Here is a 19,647-nt window from a genome sequence, read left to right as displayed (position 1 = left end):
TGTGCGCGTTGGTGATGAAAACAAGCCTAGCCCATGTGGGTCGTCGCCGGAAGCGTCGCACAGATTTCCATGTCCGATCCGTTCGTGCGCGCCGATGGCGCAGCGCTCATAATCCGCTCATGGATCTGAACGCCGATGCCTGCTATGACGCCCTCGTGACCCACGATGCCCGCTTTGACGGTCGGGTGTTCGTGGGTGTCCGCTCCACCGGTATTTACTGTCGGCCGGTGTGTCGGGTGCGCACGCCGCGACGGGATATGTGCTCTTTCCACCCGAGTGCGGCGGCAGCCGAGGCAGCGGGTTTCCGTCCCTGCCTGCGCTGCCGCCCCGAGCTGGCGCCGGGCCTGTCTGCCGTCGATTCCAGCGGGGCCCTGGCCGAAGCGGCGGCCCGGCTGATCGACGGTCGGATGAGCGACGGGGTCTCGGTGGCCGACATCGCGCAGCGCGTCGGCGTGACGGACCGCCATCTGCGGCGCCTGTTTCTCGCGCGCTTCGGGGTTTCACCTGCGGACTACCTGCGTACCCGGCGGCTGCTGGCGGCCAAGCGCTTGCTCACCGATACGGCGTTGCCCGTCGAGGTGGTGGCCCAATCGGTGGGGCTGGGCAGTGCCCGTGCGCTGCAGGCCGCGTTTGCACGCCAATACCGCATGAGCCCGTCGTCTTTGCGCCTGGGCCGGCGCATGCGGGTGGAGGACGACGTGTTGAGGTTCGAGCTGCCGTGGCGGCCACCGTATGACGGCCCGCGCATGATGACGTTTCTCGCCGGGCGCACCATCGATGGTGTCGAGTCCGTCGAGGCGGGCGAATACCGGCGTTCGGTGCGTATCGGTCAAACCACGGGCTGGCTGTCGGCGCGCTGCGAGGTGGCAGCGCTGGCGGTCAGGCTGTCGCCCTCGCTGGCGCCGGTGGTGCCAGCCGTGCTGGGGCGCTTGCGCCAGCTGTTCGATCTCGATGCGGATCCGCAGGCGGTGCAGGCGTCGCTGGGGGCACTTGCCGGGCCCCGGCCGGGCTTGCGACTGCCCGGTGCCTTCGACGGCATGGAAATGACGGTGCGTGCGGTGCTCGGTCAGCAGATCACGGTGAAGGCGGCGCGCACGCTGGCCGGCCGCTTTGCCACGGCTTTCGGTGAGCCTGTGGAGACGCCGTGGCCGGCGGTGTGCCGTGTTTTCCCCAGTGCCGATCATATTGCCGGAATGAGTGTCGACGACATTGCGTCAAAAGGAGTGATTGCCCGTCGCGCGACGGCCATTATTCAACTCGCGGACGCGGTGGCGGCCGGGCGACTGACACTTGCGCCGGGTGCGCCCGTGGAAGAAACCATCGCACAGCTCGAGGCGGTGCCGGGCATCGGCCCGTGGACGGCCCAGTACATCGCCATGCGCGCGCTGGCCTGGCCCGACGCGTTTCCCGAGGGCGACTATGGCGTTCGCGCCGCCCTGGGCATGTGTTCTGCCGCCCAGGCGCGTCGGCACGCCGAGACCTGGCGTCCGTGGCGCGCCTATGCGGTGATGCATCTATGGGCAGGTCTGGCTGAAGGGGAAAACGCATGAATACGATCAAGGCAGCGCTGGCCATCGAAACGCCGCTGGGCCTGCTGCAGGTGCTGGCCAGCGACCATGCGCTGGTGTCGGCGGCGTTCGATCAGTCGCCCGTCGAGCTGCCGTCGAATGAGCACTGTCAGGCGGCTGCGGCGCAGCTGAACGCCTATTTCGCCGGTGAGCTCAGGGGCTTTGATCTTCACTTGGCGCCAAGCGGTACGGCATTTCAACGGCAGGTCTGGGAGGCGCTGGCTGAGGTGCCATGGGGACACCGGACGACCTATGCCGATCTGGCGACGCGGATCGGGCGCCCCCGCGCGAGTCGGGCGGTGGGCGGGGCCGTGGGGCGCAATCCGCTCGCGCTGTTCATCCCGTGTCACCGGGTGCTCGGTGCCCATGATCGCCTGACCGGTTTTGCCTGGGGGCTGGAGCGCAAGCGTGCCTTGCTGACCCTGGAGGGATTCGATGCGCCCTCGTGATCTGATGGATCTGGTGGTGTTGGCCGCCATCTGGGGAGCCTCGTTCCTGTTTACCCGTGTTTCGGTGCCCGAGTTCGGTTCGTTTGCGCTGGTCTTCGTCCGTGCCCTGTCGGCGGCGGTTTTCCTTGTGCCGCTGGTGTTCATGAAGCGGCAGTGGGGCGCCATGATGAAACACTGGCGGGCGATCGCGCTGGTGGGGATCTTCAACTGCGTGATCCCGTTTCTACTCTTTGCCTGGGCGCTGCTGTCCATCACCTCCGGATTCGCGTCCATCGGCAACGCCACGGCCGCGCTGTGGACGCCGCTGGTGGCGTGGTTGTGGCTGGGCGAGCGGATCTCGGGTGTGCGCGTTGCCGGCTTGATGCTGGGTTTTGTCGGCGTGGCCATTCTTGCGGCGGACGACGCCGGTTTTCACGGTGACCACGGTGGGTTGGCCGTGATGGCTGTCTTGCTGGCGACGTTGATGTACGGGATGTCGGCCAACATCGTGCGTCGGCATCTGCAAGGGGTTCCGGCACTGAGCATCTCGCTGGGCACGCAACTGGTGGCGGTCGTTCTGCTCGCGCCACTGGCCTGGGTGTCATGGCCGGCGCAGGTGCCGGGCGCTACGGCCTGGGGCGCCGCACTGGCGCTTGGCGTGGGGTGCTCGGCCTTGGCATTCATCCTGTATTTCCGGCTGATCAGCCACGTGGGGGCCTCGCGCGCCGCGGCGGTGGCCTACCTGATTCCCGCCTTCGGCATGGGGTGGGGCGCCCTGGTGCTCGATGAGAGCGTGACGGTACAGATGCTCGTCGGCGCGGTCGTGGTACTGATCGGCACCGCCATGTCGTCCGGCGTGCTGGAGCGGGAGCGTTTGACACGCTGGCGGGCTCGCCTGGCGGCCCTCGCCACTGCGCGCAGAAGCGAGTAAGCTCGCCTGTTTTCAGCCACCCGATCCGGTTTCAGCCGTGCCGCACCGACCTGCCAGCCTCAATCAGGCGTTTGATGTTCTGGGCCTCCCTCCGGGCGCCTTGCCCGACGAGGTCAAACGCGCCTATCGCAAGCTTGCCATGCACTGGCACCCCGACCGCAATCCGGCCCCCGAGGCGACCGAGCGATTCCGGCAGGTGCGTGCGGCTTACGATTTCGTGCTCTCGGGCGGTGAAGCGGTGGCCGATGACGCAGCATCCCAAGAGCCCGCAGCACAGCCCGAGCCGTCACCCGAGCCATCCTCGACGCCGGGCCCTGATCAACACGAAACCCTGTGGCTCACGATTGAAGAGGCAATCTTCGGGACTTCCCACGCGTTCGAACTCGGCGACGTGCTTGTGTGCCAGACCTGTGATGGCGACGGCAAGATCGAGTTGGGGCGTTCATGCCTGTGCGAGGCCTGCCATGGGAGTGGCCGCATTCGCACGCGCAAGGGGCTCGACAAGTGCGGTATCTGCAATGGTCGGGGTTTTGTGTCGGTGGTGCCTTGCGAGGACTGCAACGGCACGGGCGAACTCAAGAGTTCGCGCAAGGTGCGGGTGACCGTCCCGCCCTTGATGTGGGCAGGGCGCCGCCTGAGGTTGTCGGGCCAGGCCGAGCCGAAAGAGGGTCGAGCCGCAGGCGATCTGCTTCTTGAGGCGCAATTCAAACCCCACGGGCTGTATCGGATCGAGGATGACGATCTGGTCATGCAGATGCCGGTGTCCGGATTCGACCTGCTGTTCGGTCGCCGTTTGCGCGTCCCCGTGCCCGGCGGGGACGCGCAGCTCATCATTGAGCCCAGCACGGGTGAAGTGCCCATCCTGTCAATCGACGGCCATGGCTTGCCGAGACGAAGCGGCGGCCGGGGGGCGATGAGAGTCGTTCTGGAGCCCATGTGGCCCGACCTGAGTCAGACGGCCGATCAGGCGGCACTGGCGACCTTGCGTGCGCATCTTGAGGCGCGTCTGGATGACACCCTGCCTGCCGTGGCACAGTGGCGCCGCCAATGGCTCGGCTCGCTGGACGCGTCGGTGGCGGAGCCTGATGTGGCCGCCGACACGGATAACGACAGCGATCTGAACGCGGCTGGCGAGCCTGAGCGCGAGCCCAAAGCGCGAAAGGCCAAAAGCAAGAAGACAGCCGGCAAGCGCAAGGCCACGGCAGAAAAGGCCAAAGCGTCGGACGCCAAATCGCGCCGCAAAAAAAGCTGATCGCTGCCGGGGCTGGGTTCGGGTCGAGCTCGCGCGCAACCGTGTTGCGCCGCAGCCGATGCTTTATCGAACCATGCAAATCCGTTATCGTCGAACGGAGAACGCGAAACGGAGCGACCCATGAACTACGTGTTGGCCCTGGATCAGGGCACGACGAGTTCCCGTGCCATGCTGTTCGATGAGACGGCGCGGGTCATCGCGACAGCGCAGCAGGAATTTCCCCAGATCTTTCCGCGACCGGGCTGGGTGGAGCACGATGCCGAGGAAATCTGGCGCACCCAGATTGCCTGTGCGCGGCAGGTCATCAATGAATCGGGCGTGCCGGTGGCCAACGTCCGTGCACTCGGCATCACCAATCAACGTGAGACCACGGTTCTGTGGGATCGAAAGACCGGTGTGCCACTGGCCAACGCCATTGTCTGGCAGGACCGTCGTACCGCCGACAAATGCGATGCCATTCGTGCCCAGGGCCATGCGGAGCGCATCCGCAAGAGCACCGGGCTTGAGCTTGATGCCTATTTTTCCGCGACCAAACTGGCCTGGCTGCTTGATCATGTCGAGGGGGCGCGTGCGCGGGCGGCCCGGGGCGAGTTGGCCTTCGGCACCATCGACAGCTGGCTGATCTGGCATCTGAGCGGCGGTGCTTGCCATGTGACCGACATCAGCAACGCTGCGCGTACCATGCTCTTCGATATCCATCGAGGCGAATGGGACGCCGAGCTGCTCGCGCTCTTCGACATCCCGGTCGCCGTGCTGCCCGACGTGGTCGATTCGTCCGCGGTCGTGGGCGAAACCGATGCGACGCTGTTCGGTGAGCCCATTGCGATTGCCGGCATCGCTGGCGATCAGCAGGCCGCTACCTTCGGTCAGGCCTGCCTGAAGCCGGGCATGGCGAAGAATACCTACGGCACCGGTTGCTTCCTGACCGTTCACACGGGCGAGGCCCCGGTGCCTTCGCAACACCGACTGCTCAGCACCGTGGCGTGGCGTCGCAATGGCCAGACCGACTACCTGCTCGAGGGCAGCATCTTCACGGCCGGAGCCCTCATCCAGTGGTTGCGCGACGGGCTGGGCATCATTCGCTCGGCGCCCGAGGTCGAAGCGCTGGCAGCCCAGGTGCCCGACAGCGGCGAAGTGGTCATGGTGCCGGCCTTCGCTGGCATGGGCGCGCCCCATTGGGATGCCTACGCGCGGGGTACGCTCATTGGCCTGACCCGCGGTTCGACCGCCGCACACATTGCGCGGGCCTCGCTCGAGGCGGTCGCACTGCAGACCGCCGACCTGCTCACGGCCATTGCCGCGGACGGGGCGCCAGTGAAAGAGTTGCGCGTGGATGGCGGCATGACCCGAAACGATCTGCTCATGCAGCTGCAGGCCGACGTGGCGGGGGTGCCGGTGGTGCGCCCCGAAATGACCGAGACCACCGTATTGGGTGCTGCCTTTCTGGCCGGACGTGCGGTGGATGTCTGGCCTGACGATCAGGCCCTGATCGAGCACTGGTCGGCCGACCGGGTGTTCGAACCGCAAGCCTCGGCGGACTGGCGAGAAGCTATGCGGGCGCGCTGGAGCAAGGCCGTCGAGCGCGCCCGCGGGTGGGCTGATGGCGCCTGACAAAGCCGCGATCGTTCCCTTGGCGCGACCGGAGCTGCTGGTCCGCGCAGCCGAACAGACTGACTGGGACATCATCATCATCGGTGGTGGAGCCACCGGCCTCGGGACAGCGGTCGATGCGGCCAGCCGGGGCTACAGGACGCTGCTGCTCGACGCACATGACTTTGCCAAGGGCACCAGTTCGCGCTCGACCAAACTGGTGCACGGGGGCGTGCGCTACCTGGAGCAGGGGCGTATAGGCCTGGTACGAGAGGCCCTAGTCGAACGCTCGCGCATGGTTCGCAACGCGCCGCGGTGGGTCAAGCCATTGTCCTTCGTGGTGCCAGTCTATACCGTCTGGGACAAGCTCAAGTTACGTGTCGGCCTCACCGCCTACAGCCTGCTCGCCGGCCGCTTCGGCCTCGGGCCTGTGAGGGTGCTGTCGGTCGACGAAACCGTAGAGGCGTTGCCCGCCGTCAAGCGCGAGGGTTTGCTCGGCGGCGTGGCCTACATGGACGCTCAGTTCGACGACGCCGCATTGGCCGTCGCGTTGGCGCAGACCGTCCATGACCAGGGGGGGCTGGCGCTGAACTACGTGCCGGTCACCGGTCTTGCCATGAGCGACGGGCGCGTCAGCGGTGTCAGTGCGCGTGACCTCATTACCGGGCGGGAACTTGAATTCACGGCCAGGGTGGTCGTCAATGCGGCCGGGGTCTGGGTGGACAGCATCCGGCGCATGGCGCAGCCCGACGTGGCGCCCATGGTGTCGCCGAGCCAGGGCGTCCACCTGGTGGTCGATGCCAGATGGTTGCCCGGTGATCAGGCCATGCTGGTGCCGGAGACCGAGGACGGCCGCGTGCTGTTCATGATTCCCTGGCTGGGCAGGGTGTTGCTGGGTACGACCGATACGCCGCTCGATCAATTGCCGATCGAGCCGATTGCCTATGAAGACGAGATTGACTTCATCCTGCGCGAGGCGGGCCAGTGTCTCGAAAAGGCGCCCACGCGCGCCGACGTGCTGAGCGTGTTTGCCGGGCTCAGGCCCTTGATTTCGACCGATCCCGAGGCCAGCACCAGCGAGTTGTCGCGAGAGCACGTGATCCGCGTCGAGCATCAGAGCCTCATCACGATTGCCGGCGGCAAGTGGACGACCTATCGGCAGATGGCCGAAGAAGTGGTGGATGAAGCCATCAAGGCGGGTGGTCTGGCGCCCCGCAGTTGCAAGACGCAGGCGCTCGCCCTGCATACGGAGCTGCCCGAAGCCGGCGAACGACTCCATCCCGAGCTTGATCTGACGGAAGGGCAGGTGCGCCACGCGGTGCGCAAACAGTTCGCCCTGACGGTCGAGGATGTGCTGGCCCGACGCCATCGGGCTCTGTTTCTCGATGCAGCGGCGGCCATTGCCATTGCACCGGAAGTCGCGCGCATCATGGCCGATGAACTGGACCGGGATGCGCTATGGATCGCGACTCAGGTGGAGGCATTCATCATCATGGCCGAAGGCTATCGCTGCGCCCCGGCTCCCGTCACTGAGCGATGATCGATGCATCAATGGATGCAGGCGGCCGATAGGTGCCGAGAACCGTCAGGTTGAAATCGCCGGCTTACATGGGCACCGCGTCCCGATACGTCGGTTCCTGAGCATCGTTGCTTTCTGGAAGTGTCGGGTTGCTGTGCTCGCGGCTAGTGGACCGTCAGCGAGTGCGTGGTCCGGCGTGGGGGTGGCAGTACCGATGCCACCCGGACGCAGTTGTCACGGGGCCGAGGGCCGTCGCATGCAAGTCTCTCAGGTTACGGCGCACACCAGATCGCCGCGTGTTGCCCCATCGGTGGCCATGCGCTCCAGAACGGTAATCACTTCCATGCTCGCTTTCTCCATGGCTTCGACATGGCGGATGACTTCATCCTCGCGCGATGCCTGATGTGCCTGCAAGGCTGCGCTGGCGGCGTTGTGGACCTGAGCATGGGGCGACTCGAGCTGATTGAAGCCGGCCAGAGTCGAGAAGCAGGACTTGCCTTCACCCTCGTAATACCATTTCCCGAGTCGGCAATCGTGGTGGCCCACAACGGCTTCCTGGGGTCGCAGGTTGAAGAGCTGCTCGTACACCCGGAACTTGAACAGCAGGTGATCCATCTTCGCCAGCTCGCAGAATCCGCGCAGCGCGGCAATCGAAACACTGCGCCCCATGCCGGACGAGATGCTCATGAGCTGGTCCATTGTGCTGGCGGCTTTCTGCCCGTCGGAACTGAAGTGAGAAGACTGCTCGGCCAGCTTGGTCATTTGCGCGCTGCTTGAGCTGCTGTCCTCGCGGATCTGTTCGACAAGATGGGTAATTTCCGTGGTGGCGGTTGCCGTGCGTTCGGCCAGCTTTCGCACTTCGTCGGCCACGACGGCGAAGCCACGGCCCTGCTCGCCGGCACGCGCTGCTTCGATGGCAGCGTTCAGGGCGAGGAGGTTGGTCTGGTCGGCGATTTCGCGAATCAGTTCAACGAAGCGGCTCACCTCGGTGGCCCGTGTGTCCATCTGACTTGCCTGCTCTGCAGCCCGTGCCGAGGCTTCGGCCAACGAGTTCAGGCGCCCGGCGATACCGCTGACGGCGTTGCGTCCGTTCTCGGAAACGTCCCGTGCCTCCTGGGCGCGCGAGCGTTCACCACGCATGGTCTCTGCCATCTGATGGACGCCACTTTGCACTTCGACAATCGAGTCGCCGAAACTTTGCAGCTCAGCGACCAGCGACTGGAGCCTGCGGCACTGGGCGCCCGCTTTCCGCGAATCGGCCTCGATTCGCTCGATGTCTGCCTCTAGCTGAACGATGCGCTGATCCCGGGCGGCCAGTTCGGCCTCGAGTTGTGTGACGCGCACGTCCTGCGTGGAATTATTCTTCTTGAAAAACATGACCGCAATTCTCCTTGCGAAAGGGCGTTATCGACGTTCTGCGTATGCCATCTTCGGAGGAAATATCGGAGATTTTTGCCTCGGCTTGAGTTTTCAAGATCATGAACAGAGGAGAAAAAGCCTGCCAATTGTCTCAACTGGCGCCATGGTCGGAGCGTTTTCATGACAAGGGTGTATGACGTGAGCCATTCAACTTTCGGTGTATGCGGTCGTAGTCCACAGAACAAGGCGTTCAAGCCTGGAGGAGAACAATGACCACACCGGAGACACAACTCAAGACGATCGAAGCCCTGTCACCTGATCGAGGCTTTGCTGTCAGCCTGATGCGCCACCTGGTTGTCCCGACCTTTGTGCTCGACGCGAACTGCCGGGTCATCATCTGGAACAAGGCCTGCGAACGCCTGACTGGCGTAAAGGCCGATGAGGTGGTCGGTAGCTCGCGACATCGGCTCGCCTTCTACGGCAAGGATCGTCCCACGCTGGCAGACCTGATCGCGCAGCAGCGCTTCGACGAAGCCGAAGGCCTTTACGCTGACTATGATCTGACCTCGAACAACGAGCACGGTTTTCACGCCGAGAACTGGTGCGTGATGCCACGAGTTCGGACGCGGCAATACCTGCACATCGATGCAGGGCCGATCTTCGATTCCGACGGCAAATTGCTGGCCGTGATCGAGACCCTCCGAGACATGACGGTGCAGAAAGAGGCGCAGGAGGAACTGCAACGGCTGGCCTCGCGCGACTCCCTGACCGGACTGGCGAATCGTCGGGCGTTCGACGAGCACATCGGCAACGAATGGACACGCGGGCGCCAGAGCGATCACCTAGTCTCGGTGATGATGCTCGACGTCGATCATTTCAAGCAATTCAACGATACCTACGGTCACCCGCAAGGCGATGCGTGCCTCAAGAGCGTAGCGTCCGTGCTTGCGGGTGCCGCGGCACGATCGGGTGATCTGGTGTCACGTTACGGGGGCGAGGAGTTCGTGCTCGTCTTGCCGGGAACGACAGAAGAAGGTGCGATGGTGGTCGCCGAGCGCATTCGGGCAGCGGTGGCGGGTTTGCGTATCCCGAACGAAGCGTCAAAGCACGACGGCATGCTCACCGTAAGTATTGGCGTCGCGACCGGTGATCCGTCCTCAGTGACACAGGAGGTTCTGCTGCAGCGCGCCGACGAGGCGCTTTATCGGGCCAAGCACGCCGGGCGCAACCGGGTGGGCGTTGCCCGTGATGAAGCAGACTGTGACGTGGCATCGGCGACCTGACTCCGATCGGCCCGGGTCGAGACTGCCTGAAATGAAAACAGCCGCCCGAGGGCGGCTGTTTCTTCGTGTGCCGGCCACAAGGCCAGCGATCACGAATCTTAGTGGAACTGCTCTTCTTCGGTGGAACCGGTCAGGGCCTTCACGGAGGAAGAACCGCCCTGGATCACGGTGGTCACGTCGTCGAAGTAGCCAGCACCGACTTCCTGCTGGTGCGACACGAAGGTGTAGCCCTTGTCGCGAGCAGCGAATTCCGGCTCCTGAACCATCTCGGTGTAGTGCTTCATGCCTTCGCCGCGCGCATAGTTGTATGCGAACTGGAAGGTGTTGTACCACATCAGGTGGATACCGGCGAGGGTAATGAACTGGAACTTGTAGCCCAGTGCAGACAGCTCGTCCTGGAACTTGGCGATGGTGGCATCGTCCAGGTTCTTCTTCCAGTTGAAGGACGGCGAGCAGTTGTAGGACAGCAGCTTGCCCGGGCACTCGGCATGCACGGCCTGGGCGAATTCGCGCGCGAAGCCCAGATCCGGCGTGCCGGTCTCGCACCACACGAGGTCGGCGTACGGTGCATAGGCAACACCGCGGGAGATGGACTGCTCCAGACCGTTCTTGACGCGGTAGAAACCTTCCTGGGTGCGCTCGCCGGTCAGGAACGGCTTGTCGTTGGCGTCGTAGTCGGAGGTCAGCAGGTTGGCGGCTTCTGCGTCGGTACGGGCCAGGATCAGGGTCGGCACGTTCATGACGTCAGCGGCGAAACGGGCAGCGATGAGCTTCTCGCACGCTTCGCGGGTCGGCACCAGCACCTTGCCACCCATGTGACCGCACTTCTTCACGGCAGCCAGCTGGTCTTCGAAGTGAACACCGGATGCGCCAGCAGCGATCATGTTCTTCATCAGTTCGAAGGCGTTCAGCACGCCACCGAAACCGGCTTCAGCGTCAGCAACGATCGGCAGGAAGTAGTCGATGAAGGCTTCGTCGCCCTCGTTGACGCCCTTGGCCCACTGGATCTCGTCAGCGCGCTTGAAGGTGTTGTTGATACGACGCACCATGGTCGGCACGGAGTCGTAGGCGTACAGGGACTGATCCGGGTACATGGTTTCGGAGGTGTTGCCGTCGGCGGCGACCTGCCAGCCGGACAGATACACGGCTTCCAGACCAGCCTTGGCCTGCTGCATGGCCTGACCGGCGGTGATGGCGCCGAAGGCATTCACGTAGCCTTTCTTGGCGGAACCGTTCACCTTGTCCCACAGCTTCTCGGCACCACGCTTGGCCAGCGTGTATTCCGGCTGCAGGCTGCCGCGCAGGCGCACGACGTCGGCTGCGGAGTAGCCGCGCTTGACGCCTTTCCAACGGGGGTTTTCTGCCCAGTCTTTTTCCAGGGCGGCGATTTGCTGTTCGCGAGTCAGGGACATGATCAATTCCTTGTGTTGCAGTGATCAGGGAGGGAGATAGTTCTCGTTTGCCGAAGCGACTTCGACACCCGATTCAACTTCGTTTGAAGAGGGCAACGGCCATCGTTCAAGTGAGGGGAAGTATAGGCGTTATTTTGCAGAGCAGCAATAGGTCTTATATAAGATATAAGAAAAAAAATAACACAAAAAAATCAACGCATTATGCGTCGTGTTTTGAATTATGAAACGTAATTCACGTTGTGAAATGAAATCGCCGGTCGAGGCGACGATCGGTCGCCTCGATTGCCGCATTGCACGTTCAGGTCAGGGCATTTTCACTCACGATGACGCCGTCTTCATCGGCATACAGGTACTCGCCCGGCGTAAAGGTGACGCCGCCGAAGGTGACAGGAATATCCGTATCGCCGACGCCCTTCTTGACGCTTTTGCGCGGGTTGGTGCCCAGGGCAAAGACACCGACATCCATCTCACCCATGGCCTTGGAGTCGCGAATGCAGCCATAGACGACGATGCCAGCCCAGCCGTTCTTCACCGCCAGAACACCCAGCTGGTCGCCGACCATGGCGCAGCGCATGGAGCCACCGCCATCGACCACGAGAACGCGGCCTTCGCCCGGGCCTTCGAGGGTGGAGCGCACCAGTGTGTTGTCTTCGAACAGCTTGAGTGTCGTGATCGGGCCGCAAAAGACCGATTTGCCGCCGTAGCTGTTGAACATGGGCTCGACGACGCGCACCGCCTTGTCGTGGGTGTCGCACAGATCAGCAGTCTGGAAAGTCATTGTGATTCTTCCTGTAGCGATGGATGAGAGAAGCTTGAAAGAAGTTTACCAGTTGGCAAAAAAATGGCGGCCCCGGAGGGCCGCCTTGTTCATCACCGTGACGCTCAGGACGTCGTGGCGAGTTCTTCGTCGAAGGTGAGGGTGATCTTCTCTTCGTCGTCCATGTCGATGAGCACCTTGCCGCCATCGACCAGTTTGCCGAAGAGCAACTCGTCGGCCAGGGCCGAGCGGATCGAGTCCTGGATGAGGCGAGCCATCGGGCGGGCACCCATGAGCGGATCGAAGCCTTCGGCTGCCAGCCATGTACGCAGCTTGTCGGTAAAGGTGGCCTCCACCTTTTTCTCGTGCAGCTGGGCTTCGAGCTGGGTGAGGAACTTGTCCACCACCCGCAGGATGATCTCGTTGTCCAGCGCCTTGAACGGGATGATGGCATCCAGGCGGTTGCGGAACTCGGGAGAGAACATGCGCTTGATGTCACCCATCTCGTCACCCGTCTCGCGCTTGGCAGAGAACCCCATCACCGGCTTCTGCATGGCCTCGGCGCCCGCGTTGGTGGTCATGATGATGATCACGTTGCGGAAATCGGTCTGACGGCCGTTGTTGTCCGTCAGGGTGCCATGGTCCATGACCTGCAGCAGGATGTTGTAGATATCCGGGTGAGCCTTTTCGATTTCGTCGAGCAACAGCACACAGTGCGGCTTCTTGTTTACCGCTTCGGTCAGCAGACCGCCCTGGTCGAAACCGACGTATCCCGGAGGCGCACCGATCAGGCGACTGACCGCGTGGCGCTCCATGTATTCGGACATGTCGAAACGTTCCAGATCGATACCCAGCGTGTAAGCCAGCTGACGCGCGACCTCGGTCTTGCCAACGCCCGTGGGGCCGCTGAACAGGAAGCTGCCGATCGGCTTGCCGGGGTTGCCCAGGCCGGATCGTGACATCTTGATGGCTTTGGCCAGCGCGGCAATGGCATTGTCCTGACCGAACACCACGTTCTTCAGATCGCGGTCGAGCGTCTTGAGCGCAGCCTTATCGTCGTTGGAGACCGTGCGCGGCGGAATGCGTGCAATCTTCGCCACGATCTCTTCGATTTCACCTTTGCCGATCGTCTTGCGCTGCTTCGACTTGGGCAGCACGCGCTGAGCAGCACCAGCTTCGTCGATCACGTCGATGGCCTTGTCGGGCAGATGGCGGTCGTTGATGTACTTGGCCGCCAGTTCCGCCGCCGAAGCAATGGCTTCTTTCGAGTAGCGCACGCTGTGGTGTTCCTCGAATCGGCTCTTGAGACCTTTGAGGATCTCGACGGTTTCGGCCACCGAAGGCTCCATCACGTCGATTTTCTGGAAACGGCGTGAAAGCGCGTGGTCTTTCTCGAAGATCTGCCGGAACTCGGAGTAGGTCGTGGCGCCGATGCACTTGAGCTGGCCCGAAGACAGGGCCGGCTTGAGCAGATTGGAGGCGTCGAGCGTCCCGCCCGATGCGGCGCCTGCGCCGATCAGCGTGTGGATCTCGTCAATGAACAGGATGGCATTGGTGTTATCCAGCAACTGTTTGAGCACGGCCTTGAGACGCTGCTCGAAGTCGCCTCGATACTTTGTGCCGGCAAGCAGCGCGCCCATGTCGAGCGAATACACCTGGGCATCGGCAAGCACTTCAGGCACGCGGCCTTCAACCACACGGCGTGCAAGACCCTCGGCAATCGCGGTCTTGCCGACGCCGGCTTCTCCGACCAGCAACGGATTGTTCTTGCGACGACGGCAGAGAGTCTGGATGACGCGCTCGACCTCCTTGTCGCGGCCAATGAGCGGATCGATCTTGCCCATCAGTGCCTGCTGGTTGAGGTTCTGGGTGAAATTCTCGAGTGCTCCACCACCTTGCGGGGCATCAGCTTCGGTCTCGGACGACTCCGATTCGTTGCTGGCTGCCGGCGCCTCTGGTGCATTGCTCGGCGCGTTGTCCTTGGCAATCCCGTGCGAGATGAAATTCACCACGTCCAGACGGGAGATATCTTGCCGCTGAAGGAAATACACGGCGTGGGACTCTTTTTCGCCGAAGATCGCCACCAGCACATTCGCGCCAGTCACTTCCTTCTTGCCGGACGACTGGACGTGCAGGATCGCGCGCTGGATGACGCGCTGGAAACCCAGCGTGGGCTGGGTGTCGATCTCGTCTTCACCTTCGACCGTCGGCGTGTGCTCATCGATGAAATCGTTGAGCTCCTTGCGCAGCGTGTCGATGTTGGCTGAGCAGGCACGGAGAACCTCCGCGGCGGACGGATTGTCCAGCAGGGCCAGAAGCAGGTGCTCGACCGTGATGAACTCATGCCGCTTTTGCCGGGCCTCGACGAAGGCCATGTGGAGGCTGACTTCCAGTTCTTGCGCAATCATGCTTAGTTCTCCTCCATCACACAGGCCAGGGGATGTTGGTGTTGCCTGGCGTATGCGATGACTTGCTCAACTTTGGTCGCGGCAATGTCCTTGGGGTAGACACCACATTCACCACGACCCTCGGTATGTACCTGAAGCATCACGCGGGTAGCGCGCTCCCGGTCCATGATAAAAAACTTCTGTAGCACGCTGACAACGAAGTCCATGGGGGTGTAGTCATCGTTGAGCAGAAGCACCTTGAACATCCGAGGAGGACCCACACGGGTCTTCTCGGCCTCCAGTAGCGAATCATCTTGTTTCCGAATGGCCATGAAACTCATTCTTAATCAAGCGTCGTTGGTTGGCAAGCGATGAACAAGGACCAAATCGGTGCTTAATTCACACTTGAAGCTCAAAGTGCCTTTGCTGCACTGCGAGCAATTTGCCTGCCAGATTTTGGTCCAGCGACCGCTTTGGTTTTCAGGATGCGCCTTGGTGAAAACCTGTTAGATCAGTTCCACATATGGGGCTAATTTGCTGTATTGCAACATCTTTTTTGGAGAAAAAACCGTTGACGCCTTTGGGACAACTGGGTAAAAGCGGATTTGTACCCATGGGGATCGCGGCTCTGTTCCATTCATAGTCAGTGACCTCCGGGGACTGTCCGGGGTTCCGGGCGAGACGAAAAAAGATGTTTGTGAGGACTAAGGCAAGATGGCAACTGGTACTGTGAAGTGGTTCAACGACGCCAAGGGTTTTGGCTTTATCACCCCGGATGATGGCAGCGAGGATCTCTTCGCCCACTTTTCCGCAATTAACATGAACGGCTTCAAGTCGCTCAAAGAAGGTGAGAAGGTGAGCTTCGAAGTCACGCAAGGCCCGAAGGGCAAGCAGGCTTCCAACATTCAGCGCGCCTGATCTGGGAGGTCTCCCGACGCATTGTCGGGATTACAACAAAAAACGGCTGCCATACGGCAGCCGTTTTATTTTGTGCTCGCTCCGGCGTGCGGCATCAGCGCGACGCCGAAAAAGCTGAGGCCCGCAATGCGGGCCTCGTGCTTCGAAAACGCTCTGGAGTTTTCCCCGGAGGGGATTACTTCAGCTTGGTTTCCTTGTAGAGCACGTGCTTGCGTGCCACTGGATCAAACTTCATGAACTCCAGCTTCTGCGGCGTGGTGCGCTTGTTCTTGCTGGTGGTGTAGAAGTGACCCGTGCCAGCACTGGACTCGAGCTTGATTTTTTCGCGGGCGCCTTTGGCCATGTCAGTCTCCGTCTAGAGCTTGGGGTTAGATCTTGTCGCCGCGAGCACGCAGCTCGGACACGACCACATCGATACCCTTCTTGTCGATGGTACGCAGGCCGGCGTTGGAAACGCGCAGACGAATCCAGCGGTTTTCAGCTTCGCTCCAGAACTTGCGGTACTGCAGGTTGGGCAGGAAACGACGCTTGGTCTTGTTTTGGGCGTGGGAAACGTTGTTACCCACCATCGGTGCCTTACCGGTCACTTGGCAAACGCGAGCCATGACTGTGCTCCAGATAAATTCGGTTTTCGAGAAAGCCGCCGATCATACAACATCTTTCGATGAGAGATCAACACCTTCCGGCGATAATTGCCCGGCCGGTCATATCCAGCCGGATTCGGCGAAAGAGACCGTGTGGGTTCGGGTGACGACGAAATGGTCGAGTACGCGGACGTCCACCAGGGCCAGTGCGTCGCGCAAACTGCGGGTGAGCGCATGGTCTGCCGTGCTGGGTTCGGCGCAACCCGACGGGTGATTGTGCGCCAGCAACAAGGCCGCCGCATTGTACCGCAGTGCCAGCTTGACGACTTCACGCGGATAGACGCTGGTTTGTGTCAGCGTGCCGCGAAAGAGCGCTTCGGCGTGGATCAGACGATTCTGTGCGTCAAGCAGGAGAATATGGAATTCCTCGTGCCCGAGTTCGCCCAGACGCAGGCGCAGCCAATGGCGCACCTTCTCGGGCGCGTCGAAGACATCTCGTTCGATCAGTTCGGTCGAAAGCGTTCGGCGTGCCATTTCGAGGGTGGCCTGCAGCTGGCTGTACTTGGCGATCCCCATGCCCGGGACAGCGCACAGATCGTCGCACGACGCGGCACACAAGGCATTGAGGCTGCCGAAGTGCACCAGCAGGTCGCGAGCCAGGTCGACAGCGCTTTTGCCGACGATGCCCACTCGCAGGAAGATGGCGAGCAGTTCGGCGTCGCTCAATGCCTGTGGCCCGTGCTTGATCAGCTTTTCTCTGGGCCGTTCGCTGGCCGGCCAGTCGGTAATGGCCATGAAGTACAATCCTTCGGGTCGGTATGTGCCGACGCAGAGATTATGAGAATGTCATGGTCGAGCTGAAGGGAAAAAAAGTCATCCTGGGTGTGACAGGTGGCGTAGCGGCGTACAAGTCGGCCGAGTTAACGCGCCTGCTGGTGAAGGCAGGTGCCAGTGTCCATGTGGTGCTGACCGAAGGCGGTGCGCGGTTCGTGACGCCGGTCACCTTCCAGGCCCTGAGCGGCCACCGCGTGTGGACCGATCTGTGGGATCCGCGCATGGACAACAACATGGCGCACATCGATCTGTCGCGCGATGCCGATCTGATCGTGATCGCGCCCGCCACGGCGGACGTGATGGCCAAGCTGGCCAATGGCATGTGCGACGATCTTCTTTCCACACTCTGTCTGGCTCGCGATTGCCCCCTCATGGTCGCTCCGGCCATGAACCGGCAGATGTGGGAGCACCCGGCCACCCGCCGGAACGTGGCTCAGCTTTGCGCCGATGGTGTGACCTTGTTGGGACCGGACGCCGGAGAGCAGGCCTGTGGCGAGGTGGGGCAGGGCCGCATGCTCGAGCCTGACACCCTCTACGAAGCCATCTGCGACCATTTTCAGCCCAAGTGGCTGGCCGGCAAGACGGTGGTAATGACGGCCGGCCCCACCTTCGAGTCCATCGATCCGGTGCGCGGGATTACCAACAGCAGTTCCGGCAAGATGGGGTACGCGCTTGCACGTGCTTGTGCCCATGCCGGTGCCCGTGTGGTTCTGGTCAGTGGCCCGGTGAGTCAGCCGACGCCATTTGGCGTGGAGCGTATCGATGTGGCGTCGGCATTGCAGATGCGTGACGCGGTCATGGCGCATGTTGATGAGGCCGACGTGTTCATTGGCGTTGCCGCCGTGGCCGACTATCGTCCCGAGGCCAGCGCCCAACACAAGATCAAGAAATCGGGCGAGGCGATGACCATCACGCTGGTGCCGAACCCCGACATTCTCGCCGAGGTCGCGGCGCGCCCGAATCCGCCTTTCTGTGTGGGCTTTGCGGCCGAGAGTCAGTCGCTCGACACCTACGCTGAGGGCAAGCGCCAGAAGAAAGCGGTGCCCATGGTGGTGGGCAATCTGGTACAGGACGGATTGGGTAGCGACGAGAATCTGGTCGTGATCTACGATGACCACGGGAAGCATCCGCTGCCGCGTGGCGGCAAGATGGGGCTGGCACAGCGCATCGTCGAGCACCTCTCCGGTCTGCTGGCCAAATATCCGCTCTGACCCGAATTCCAGGAGTTATTTGAATGCATCACATTGACGTCATCCTGCTCGACGAACGACTCAAGGCCCAGCCGCCTCAATATGCCACGCCGGGGGCGGCGGGACTGGATCTGCGCGCGTGCATCGATTCACCCATCCTCGTGCAGCCGGGTGAAACGCATCTGGTGCCCACCGGTATGGCGATCCACCTGGCTGACCCGGGCATGGCTGCCATGATCCTGCCGCGATCCGGGCTTGGGCACAAACATGGCATCGTGCTGGGCAATCTCGTCGGTCTGATCGATTCCGACTATCAGGGGCAGATTTTTGTCTCCGTCTGGAACCGTGGACACGCCAAGTTCGAGATCGAACCCATGGAGCGTATTGCCCAACTGGTGGTCGTGCCGGTGCTCCAGGTGGGCTTCAACGTGGTGGACAGTTTTGAGGCCTCGACTCGGGGCGAGAGCGGGTTCGGCAGCACTGGAACGCGCTGACCATGGCCCCCCCGGGCATCCCGACCGGGGTGCACGTCATCTTTGAGCGGGCCGGGCAGGTGCTCCTCATGCGCCGCTGCAATACAGGTTTCTTTGATGGCCTGTTCAGCCTGCCCGGTGGTCATATCGAGCCGGGTGAGTCGGTGCGGGAGACTGCGGTGCGTGAAATGCGGGAAGAGTTGGGATTGAATCTGTCGGCCCATGCGCTTGAGTTGGTGGGGGTGGTTCATCGGCGTTCGGATACCAATCGCATTGACTTCTTTCTTCGTGCCATGCGCTGGCGTGGAGAGCCTGAACGCGCCGAGCCGCAGAAGTGCGATGCCCTGCTGTGGGCCGAGGTGAGCGATTTGCCCGGCAATACCGTCGATTACGTGTGTCAGGCACTCATGGAAAGTCGGCCTTCACCCTGGGTTGTTGAAGCTGGATGGTCTGACGCGCCTGATTATTTAGTGTATTAACGAATTCTGATACGCTCTTTCTCATACCGATAACAATCGTAGGAGAGAGACATGAGGTTGGTGTCCCGGGCGCTTTGCGTGGCGTCCAGTCTGATGACCGGCGTTGCAGTGGCTGACGCCCTTCCCAAGGTCGATCTGGCGCGCGCCGAGGAAATTGTCGGCGGCCAGTGCTTTCTGTGTCATGGCATGGAGGGCGAGAGTTCGACGTCGCTGTATCCGCGTCTGGCGGGTCAGCACTATCAATATGTGGCGAAGCAGTTGGCCGATTTCAAGTCGGGCAAGCGGGTCAGCGACACCATGAATGACATGGCCAGGGAGTTGTCATCTGAAGACATGCTCGCGCTTGGTGTCTACTTTGAAAAGAAGCCCGCGCTGTCGAACGATGTTGAAGACGCGCAACTGCTGGCCGTCGGGCAGTACATCTTCGAGCGCGGGAACGAGTTCTCGGGTGTGGCGGCCTGTGCTTCATGTCATGGTAAAAAAGGCTACGGCACCTCTCAGTTGCCTCGTCTGGCGGGGCAGGTGGCCAAGTACACCGAAAAGCAGCTCAAGTCGTTCAACGAGCGCCAGCGGACAAACGATAATGCCGTGATGCATTCGATCGCTTCAAAGCTGACGCCGCTGGAAGTGCATGCGGTGGCGAACTACATCAGTACGCTGGATTGATCTGGTCCGGCAGTCAC

At 62.1% G+C, this 19,647-nt stretch carries 20 protein-coding genes; 12 read left to right on the top strand and 8 right to left on the bottom strand.

Translation table 11 applies throughout. The features are described 5' to 3' along the window. Window positions 1–119 precede the first annotated feature (119 nt). The 6 genes from alkA (at window position 120) to J0W34_RS15500 (ending at window position 7,309) form a co-directional block, all read left to right on the top strand. Entirely contained in the window at window positions 120–1,550 is a 1,431-nt protein-coding gene (gene alkA / locus J0W34_RS15525) for a DNA-3-methyladenine glycosylase 2 (RefSeq protein ID WP_230969381.1), read from the top strand. Beyond that, window positions 1,547–2,017: a methylated-DNA--[protein]-cysteine S-methyltransferase gene (locus tag J0W34_RS15520; RefSeq protein ID WP_230969380.1), complete on the top strand. Its 471-nt coding sequence runs from the start codon at window positions 1,547–1,549 to the stop codon at window positions 2,015–2,017. Before alkA ends, J0W34_RS15520 begins: the two co-directional genes overlap by 4 nt. Then, complete coding sequence (locus J0W34_RS15515; RefSeq protein ID WP_230969379.1) at window positions 2,004–2,927, top strand: DMT family transporter; 924 nt, start codon at window positions 2,004–2,006, stop codon at window positions 2,925–2,927. The genes J0W34_RS15520 and J0W34_RS15515 overlap by 14 nt, the downstream gene beginning before the upstream one ends. Window positions 2,928–2,964: 37 nt before the next feature. Then, window positions 2,965–4,179 carry a DnaJ C-terminal domain-containing protein gene (locus J0W34_RS15510; RefSeq protein WP_230969378.1) on the top strand — a complete coding sequence of 405 codons (1,215 nt, stop codon included), beginning with the start codon at window positions 2,965–2,967 and terminating at the stop codon, window positions 4,177–4,179. Between the two features lie 120 nt (window positions 4,180–4,299). After that, the gene (gene glpK, locus J0W34_RS15505) at window positions 4,300–5,790 is read left to right on the top strand and encodes a glycerol kinase GlpK (RefSeq protein WP_230969377.1); all 1,491 of its coding nucleotides are present in this window, start codon (window positions 4,300–4,302) and stop codon (window positions 5,788–5,790) included. Then, entirely contained in the window at window positions 5,780–7,309 is a 1,530-nt protein-coding gene (locus J0W34_RS15500; protein WP_230969376.1) for a glycerol-3-phosphate dehydrogenase/oxidase, read from the top strand. The genes glpK and J0W34_RS15500 overlap by 11 nt, the downstream gene beginning before the upstream one ends. Before the next feature lie 246 nt (window positions 7,310–7,555). Here J0W34_RS15500 and J0W34_RS15495 read toward each other — a convergent pair whose 3' ends face one another. Continuing rightward, window positions 7,556–8,665 (bottom strand): methyl-accepting chemotaxis protein, encoded by a 1,110-nt coding sequence (locus J0W34_RS15495; protein WP_230969375.1) that lies wholly within the window; start codon window positions 8,663–8,665, stop codon window positions 7,556–7,558. Window positions 8,666–8,916: 251 nt separating this feature from the next. On the opposite strand from J0W34_RS15495, the gene J0W34_RS15490 reads away from it, so the two are divergent. Then, a complete protein-coding gene (locus J0W34_RS15490; RefSeq protein ID WP_227817628.1) occupies window positions 8,917–9,930 on the top strand; it encodes a sensor domain-containing diguanylate cyclase in 1,014 nt (337 codons plus the stop codon). A gap of 98 nt (window positions 9,931–10,028) precedes the next feature. Here the strand turns inward: J0W34_RS15490 and aceA are convergent, their stop codons facing one another. The 4 genes from aceA to clpS form a co-directional block, all read right to left on the bottom strand. Continuing rightward, on the bottom strand, window positions 10,029–11,342 hold the full coding sequence (gene aceA / locus J0W34_RS15485) for an isocitrate lyase (protein ID WP_227817627.1): 1,314 nt from the start codon (window positions 11,340–11,342) through the stop codon (window positions 10,029–10,031). Between the two features lie 298 nt (window positions 11,343–11,640). Next, complete coding sequence (rraA, locus tag J0W34_RS15480; protein WP_227817626.1) at window positions 11,641–12,120, bottom strand: ribonuclease E activity regulator RraA; 480 nt, start codon at window positions 12,118–12,120, stop codon at window positions 11,641–11,643. Window positions 12,121–12,224: 104 nt separating this feature from the next. Beyond that, a complete protein-coding gene (gene clpA, locus J0W34_RS15475) occupies window positions 12,225–14,507 on the bottom strand; it encodes an ATP-dependent Clp protease ATP-binding subunit ClpA (protein WP_227817625.1) in 2,283 nt (760 codons plus the stop codon). A gap of 2 nt (window positions 14,508–14,509) precedes the next feature. Beyond that, window positions 14,510–14,818, bottom strand: coding sequence for an ATP-dependent Clp protease adapter ClpS (gene clpS, locus J0W34_RS15470; protein ID WP_227817673.1), 309 nt, complete (start codon window positions 14,816–14,818; stop codon window positions 14,510–14,512). A gap of 382 nt (window positions 14,819–15,200) precedes the next feature. On the opposite strand from clpS, the gene J0W34_RS15465 reads away from it, so the two are divergent. Beyond that, window positions 15,201–15,404 carry a cold-shock protein gene (locus tag J0W34_RS15465; protein WP_173766489.1) on the top strand — a complete coding sequence of 68 codons (204 nt, stop codon included), beginning with the start codon at window positions 15,201–15,203 and terminating at the stop codon, window positions 15,402–15,404. 175 nt (window positions 15,405–15,579) lie between these two features. Here the strand turns inward: J0W34_RS15465 and rpmG are convergent, their stop codons facing one another. From rpmG to radC, 3 genes are all read right to left on the bottom strand, one after another. Beyond that, window positions 15,580–15,747 (bottom strand): 50S ribosomal protein L33, encoded by a 168-nt coding sequence (gene rpmG, locus J0W34_RS15460; RefSeq protein ID WP_227817624.1) that lies wholly within the window; start codon window positions 15,745–15,747, stop codon window positions 15,580–15,582. Window positions 15,748–15,772: 25 nt separating this feature from the next. Continuing rightward, window positions 15,773–16,009, bottom strand: coding sequence for a 50S ribosomal protein L28 (gene rpmB, locus J0W34_RS15455; protein ID WP_227817623.1), 237 nt, complete (start codon window positions 16,007–16,009; stop codon window positions 15,773–15,775). A gap of 99 nt (window positions 16,010–16,108) precedes the next feature. After that, complete coding sequence (radC, locus tag J0W34_RS15450) at window positions 16,109–16,783, bottom strand: RadC family protein (RefSeq protein ID WP_227817622.1); 675 nt, start codon at window positions 16,781–16,783, stop codon at window positions 16,109–16,111. A 53-nt stretch (window positions 16,784–16,836) separates the two neighbouring features. On the opposite strand from radC, the gene coaBC reads away from it, so the two are divergent. The 4 genes from coaBC to J0W34_RS15430 are packed head-to-tail and all read left to right on the top strand — an operon-like array spanning window position 16,837 to window position 19,630. Next, window positions 16,837–18,033, top strand: coding sequence for a bifunctional phosphopantothenoylcysteine decarboxylase/phosphopantothenate--cysteine ligase CoaBC (gene coaBC / locus J0W34_RS15445; RefSeq protein ID WP_230969374.1), 1,197 nt, complete (start codon window positions 16,837–16,839; stop codon window positions 18,031–18,033). Between the two features lie 23 nt (window positions 18,034–18,056). Continuing rightward, window positions 18,057–18,506, top strand: a complete 450-nt coding sequence (gene dut, locus J0W34_RS15440) for a dUTP diphosphatase (protein WP_230969373.1) — start codon at window positions 18,057–18,059, stop codon at window positions 18,504–18,506. 2 nt (window positions 18,507–18,508) lie between these two features. Continuing rightward, window positions 18,509–18,964: an NUDIX hydrolase gene (locus tag J0W34_RS15435; protein ID WP_230969372.1), complete on the top strand. Its 456-nt coding sequence runs from the start codon at window positions 18,509–18,511 to the stop codon at window positions 18,962–18,964. 51 nt (window positions 18,965–19,015) lie between these two features. Then, the gene (locus J0W34_RS15430) at window positions 19,016–19,630 is read left to right on the top strand and encodes a c-type cytochrome (protein ID WP_230969371.1); all 615 of its coding nucleotides are present in this window, start codon (window positions 19,016–19,018) and stop codon (window positions 19,628–19,630) included. The last annotated feature ends 17 nt before the right edge of the window (window positions 19,631–19,647 follow it).

It is taken from the genome of Nitrogeniibacter aestuarii (genome assembly GCF_017309585.1).
Classification (GTDB): domain Bacteria; phylum Pseudomonadota; class Gammaproteobacteria; order Burkholderiales; family Rhodocyclaceae; genus Nitrogeniibacter; species Nitrogeniibacter aestuarii.
Note: the sequence above shows the minus strand (reverse complement) of the source record. Positions and strands in the feature narration are given on the sequence as shown.

Excerpts from the sequence above, each read along its gene's own strand:
- alkA (WP_230969381.1), top strand. The coding sequence starts at position 120 with ATGGATCTGAACGCCGATGCCTGCTATGACGCCCTCGTGACCCACGAT.
- J0W34_RS15520 (WP_230969380.1), top strand. The coding sequence starts at position 1,547 with ATGAATACGATCAAGGCAGCGCTGGCCATCGAAACGCCGCTGGGCCTG.
- J0W34_RS15515 (WP_230969379.1), top strand. The coding sequence starts at position 2,004 with ATGCGCCCTCGTGATCTGATGGATCTGGTGGTGTTGGCCGCCATCTGG.
- glpK (WP_230969377.1), top strand. The coding sequence starts at position 4,300 with ATGAACTACGTGTTGGCCCTGGATCAGGGCACGACGAGTTCCCGTGCC.
- J0W34_RS15500 (WP_230969376.1), top strand. The coding sequence starts at position 5,780 with ATGGCGCCTGACAAAGCCGCGATCGTTCCCTTGGCGCGACCGGAGCTG.
- J0W34_RS15495 (WP_230969375.1), bottom strand. The coding sequence starts at position 8,665 with ATGTTTTTCAAGAAGAATAATTCCACGCAGGACGTGCGCGTCACACAA.
- J0W34_RS15490 (WP_227817628.1), top strand. The coding sequence starts at position 8,917 with ATGACCACACCGGAGACACAACTCAAGACGATCGAAGCCCTGTCACCT.
- aceA (WP_227817627.1), bottom strand. The coding sequence starts at position 11,342 with ATGTCCCTGACTCGCGAACAGCAAATCGCCGCCCTGGAAAAAGACTGG.
- rraA (WP_227817626.1), bottom strand. The coding sequence starts at position 12,120 with ATGACTTTCCAGACTGCTGATCTGTGCGACACCCACGACAAGGCGGTG.
- clpA (WP_227817625.1), bottom strand. The coding sequence starts at position 14,507 with ATGATTGCGCAAGAACTGGAAGTCAGCCTCCACATGGCCTTCGTCGAG.
- clpS (WP_227817673.1), bottom strand. The coding sequence starts at position 14,818 with ATGGCCATTCGGAAACAAGATGATTCGCTACTGGAGGCCGAGAAGACC.
- J0W34_RS15465 (WP_173766489.1), top strand. The coding sequence starts at position 15,201 with ATGGCAACTGGTACTGTGAAGTGGTTCAACGACGCCAAGGGTTTTGGC.
- rpmG (WP_227817624.1), bottom strand. The coding sequence starts at position 15,747 with ATGGCCAAAGGCGCCCGCGAAAAAATCAAGCTCGAGTCCAGTGCTGGC.
- rpmB (WP_227817623.1), bottom strand. The coding sequence starts at position 16,009 with ATGGCTCGCGTTTGCCAAGTGACCGGTAAGGCACCGATGGTGGGTAAC.
- radC (WP_227817622.1), bottom strand. The coding sequence starts at position 16,783 with ATGGCCATTACCGACTGGCCGGCCAGCGAACGGCCCAGAGAAAAGCTG.
- coaBC (WP_230969374.1), top strand. The coding sequence starts at position 16,837 with ATGGTCGAGCTGAAGGGAAAAAAAGTCATCCTGGGTGTGACAGGTGGC.
- dut (WP_230969373.1), top strand. The coding sequence starts at position 18,057 with ATGCATCACATTGACGTCATCCTGCTCGACGAACGACTCAAGGCCCAG.
- J0W34_RS15435 (WP_230969372.1), top strand. The coding sequence starts at position 18,509 with ATGGCCCCCCCGGGCATCCCGACCGGGGTGCACGTCATCTTTGAGCGG.
- J0W34_RS15430 (WP_230969371.1), top strand. The coding sequence starts at position 19,016 with ATGAGGTTGGTGTCCCGGGCGCTTTGCGTGGCGTCCAGTCTGATGACC.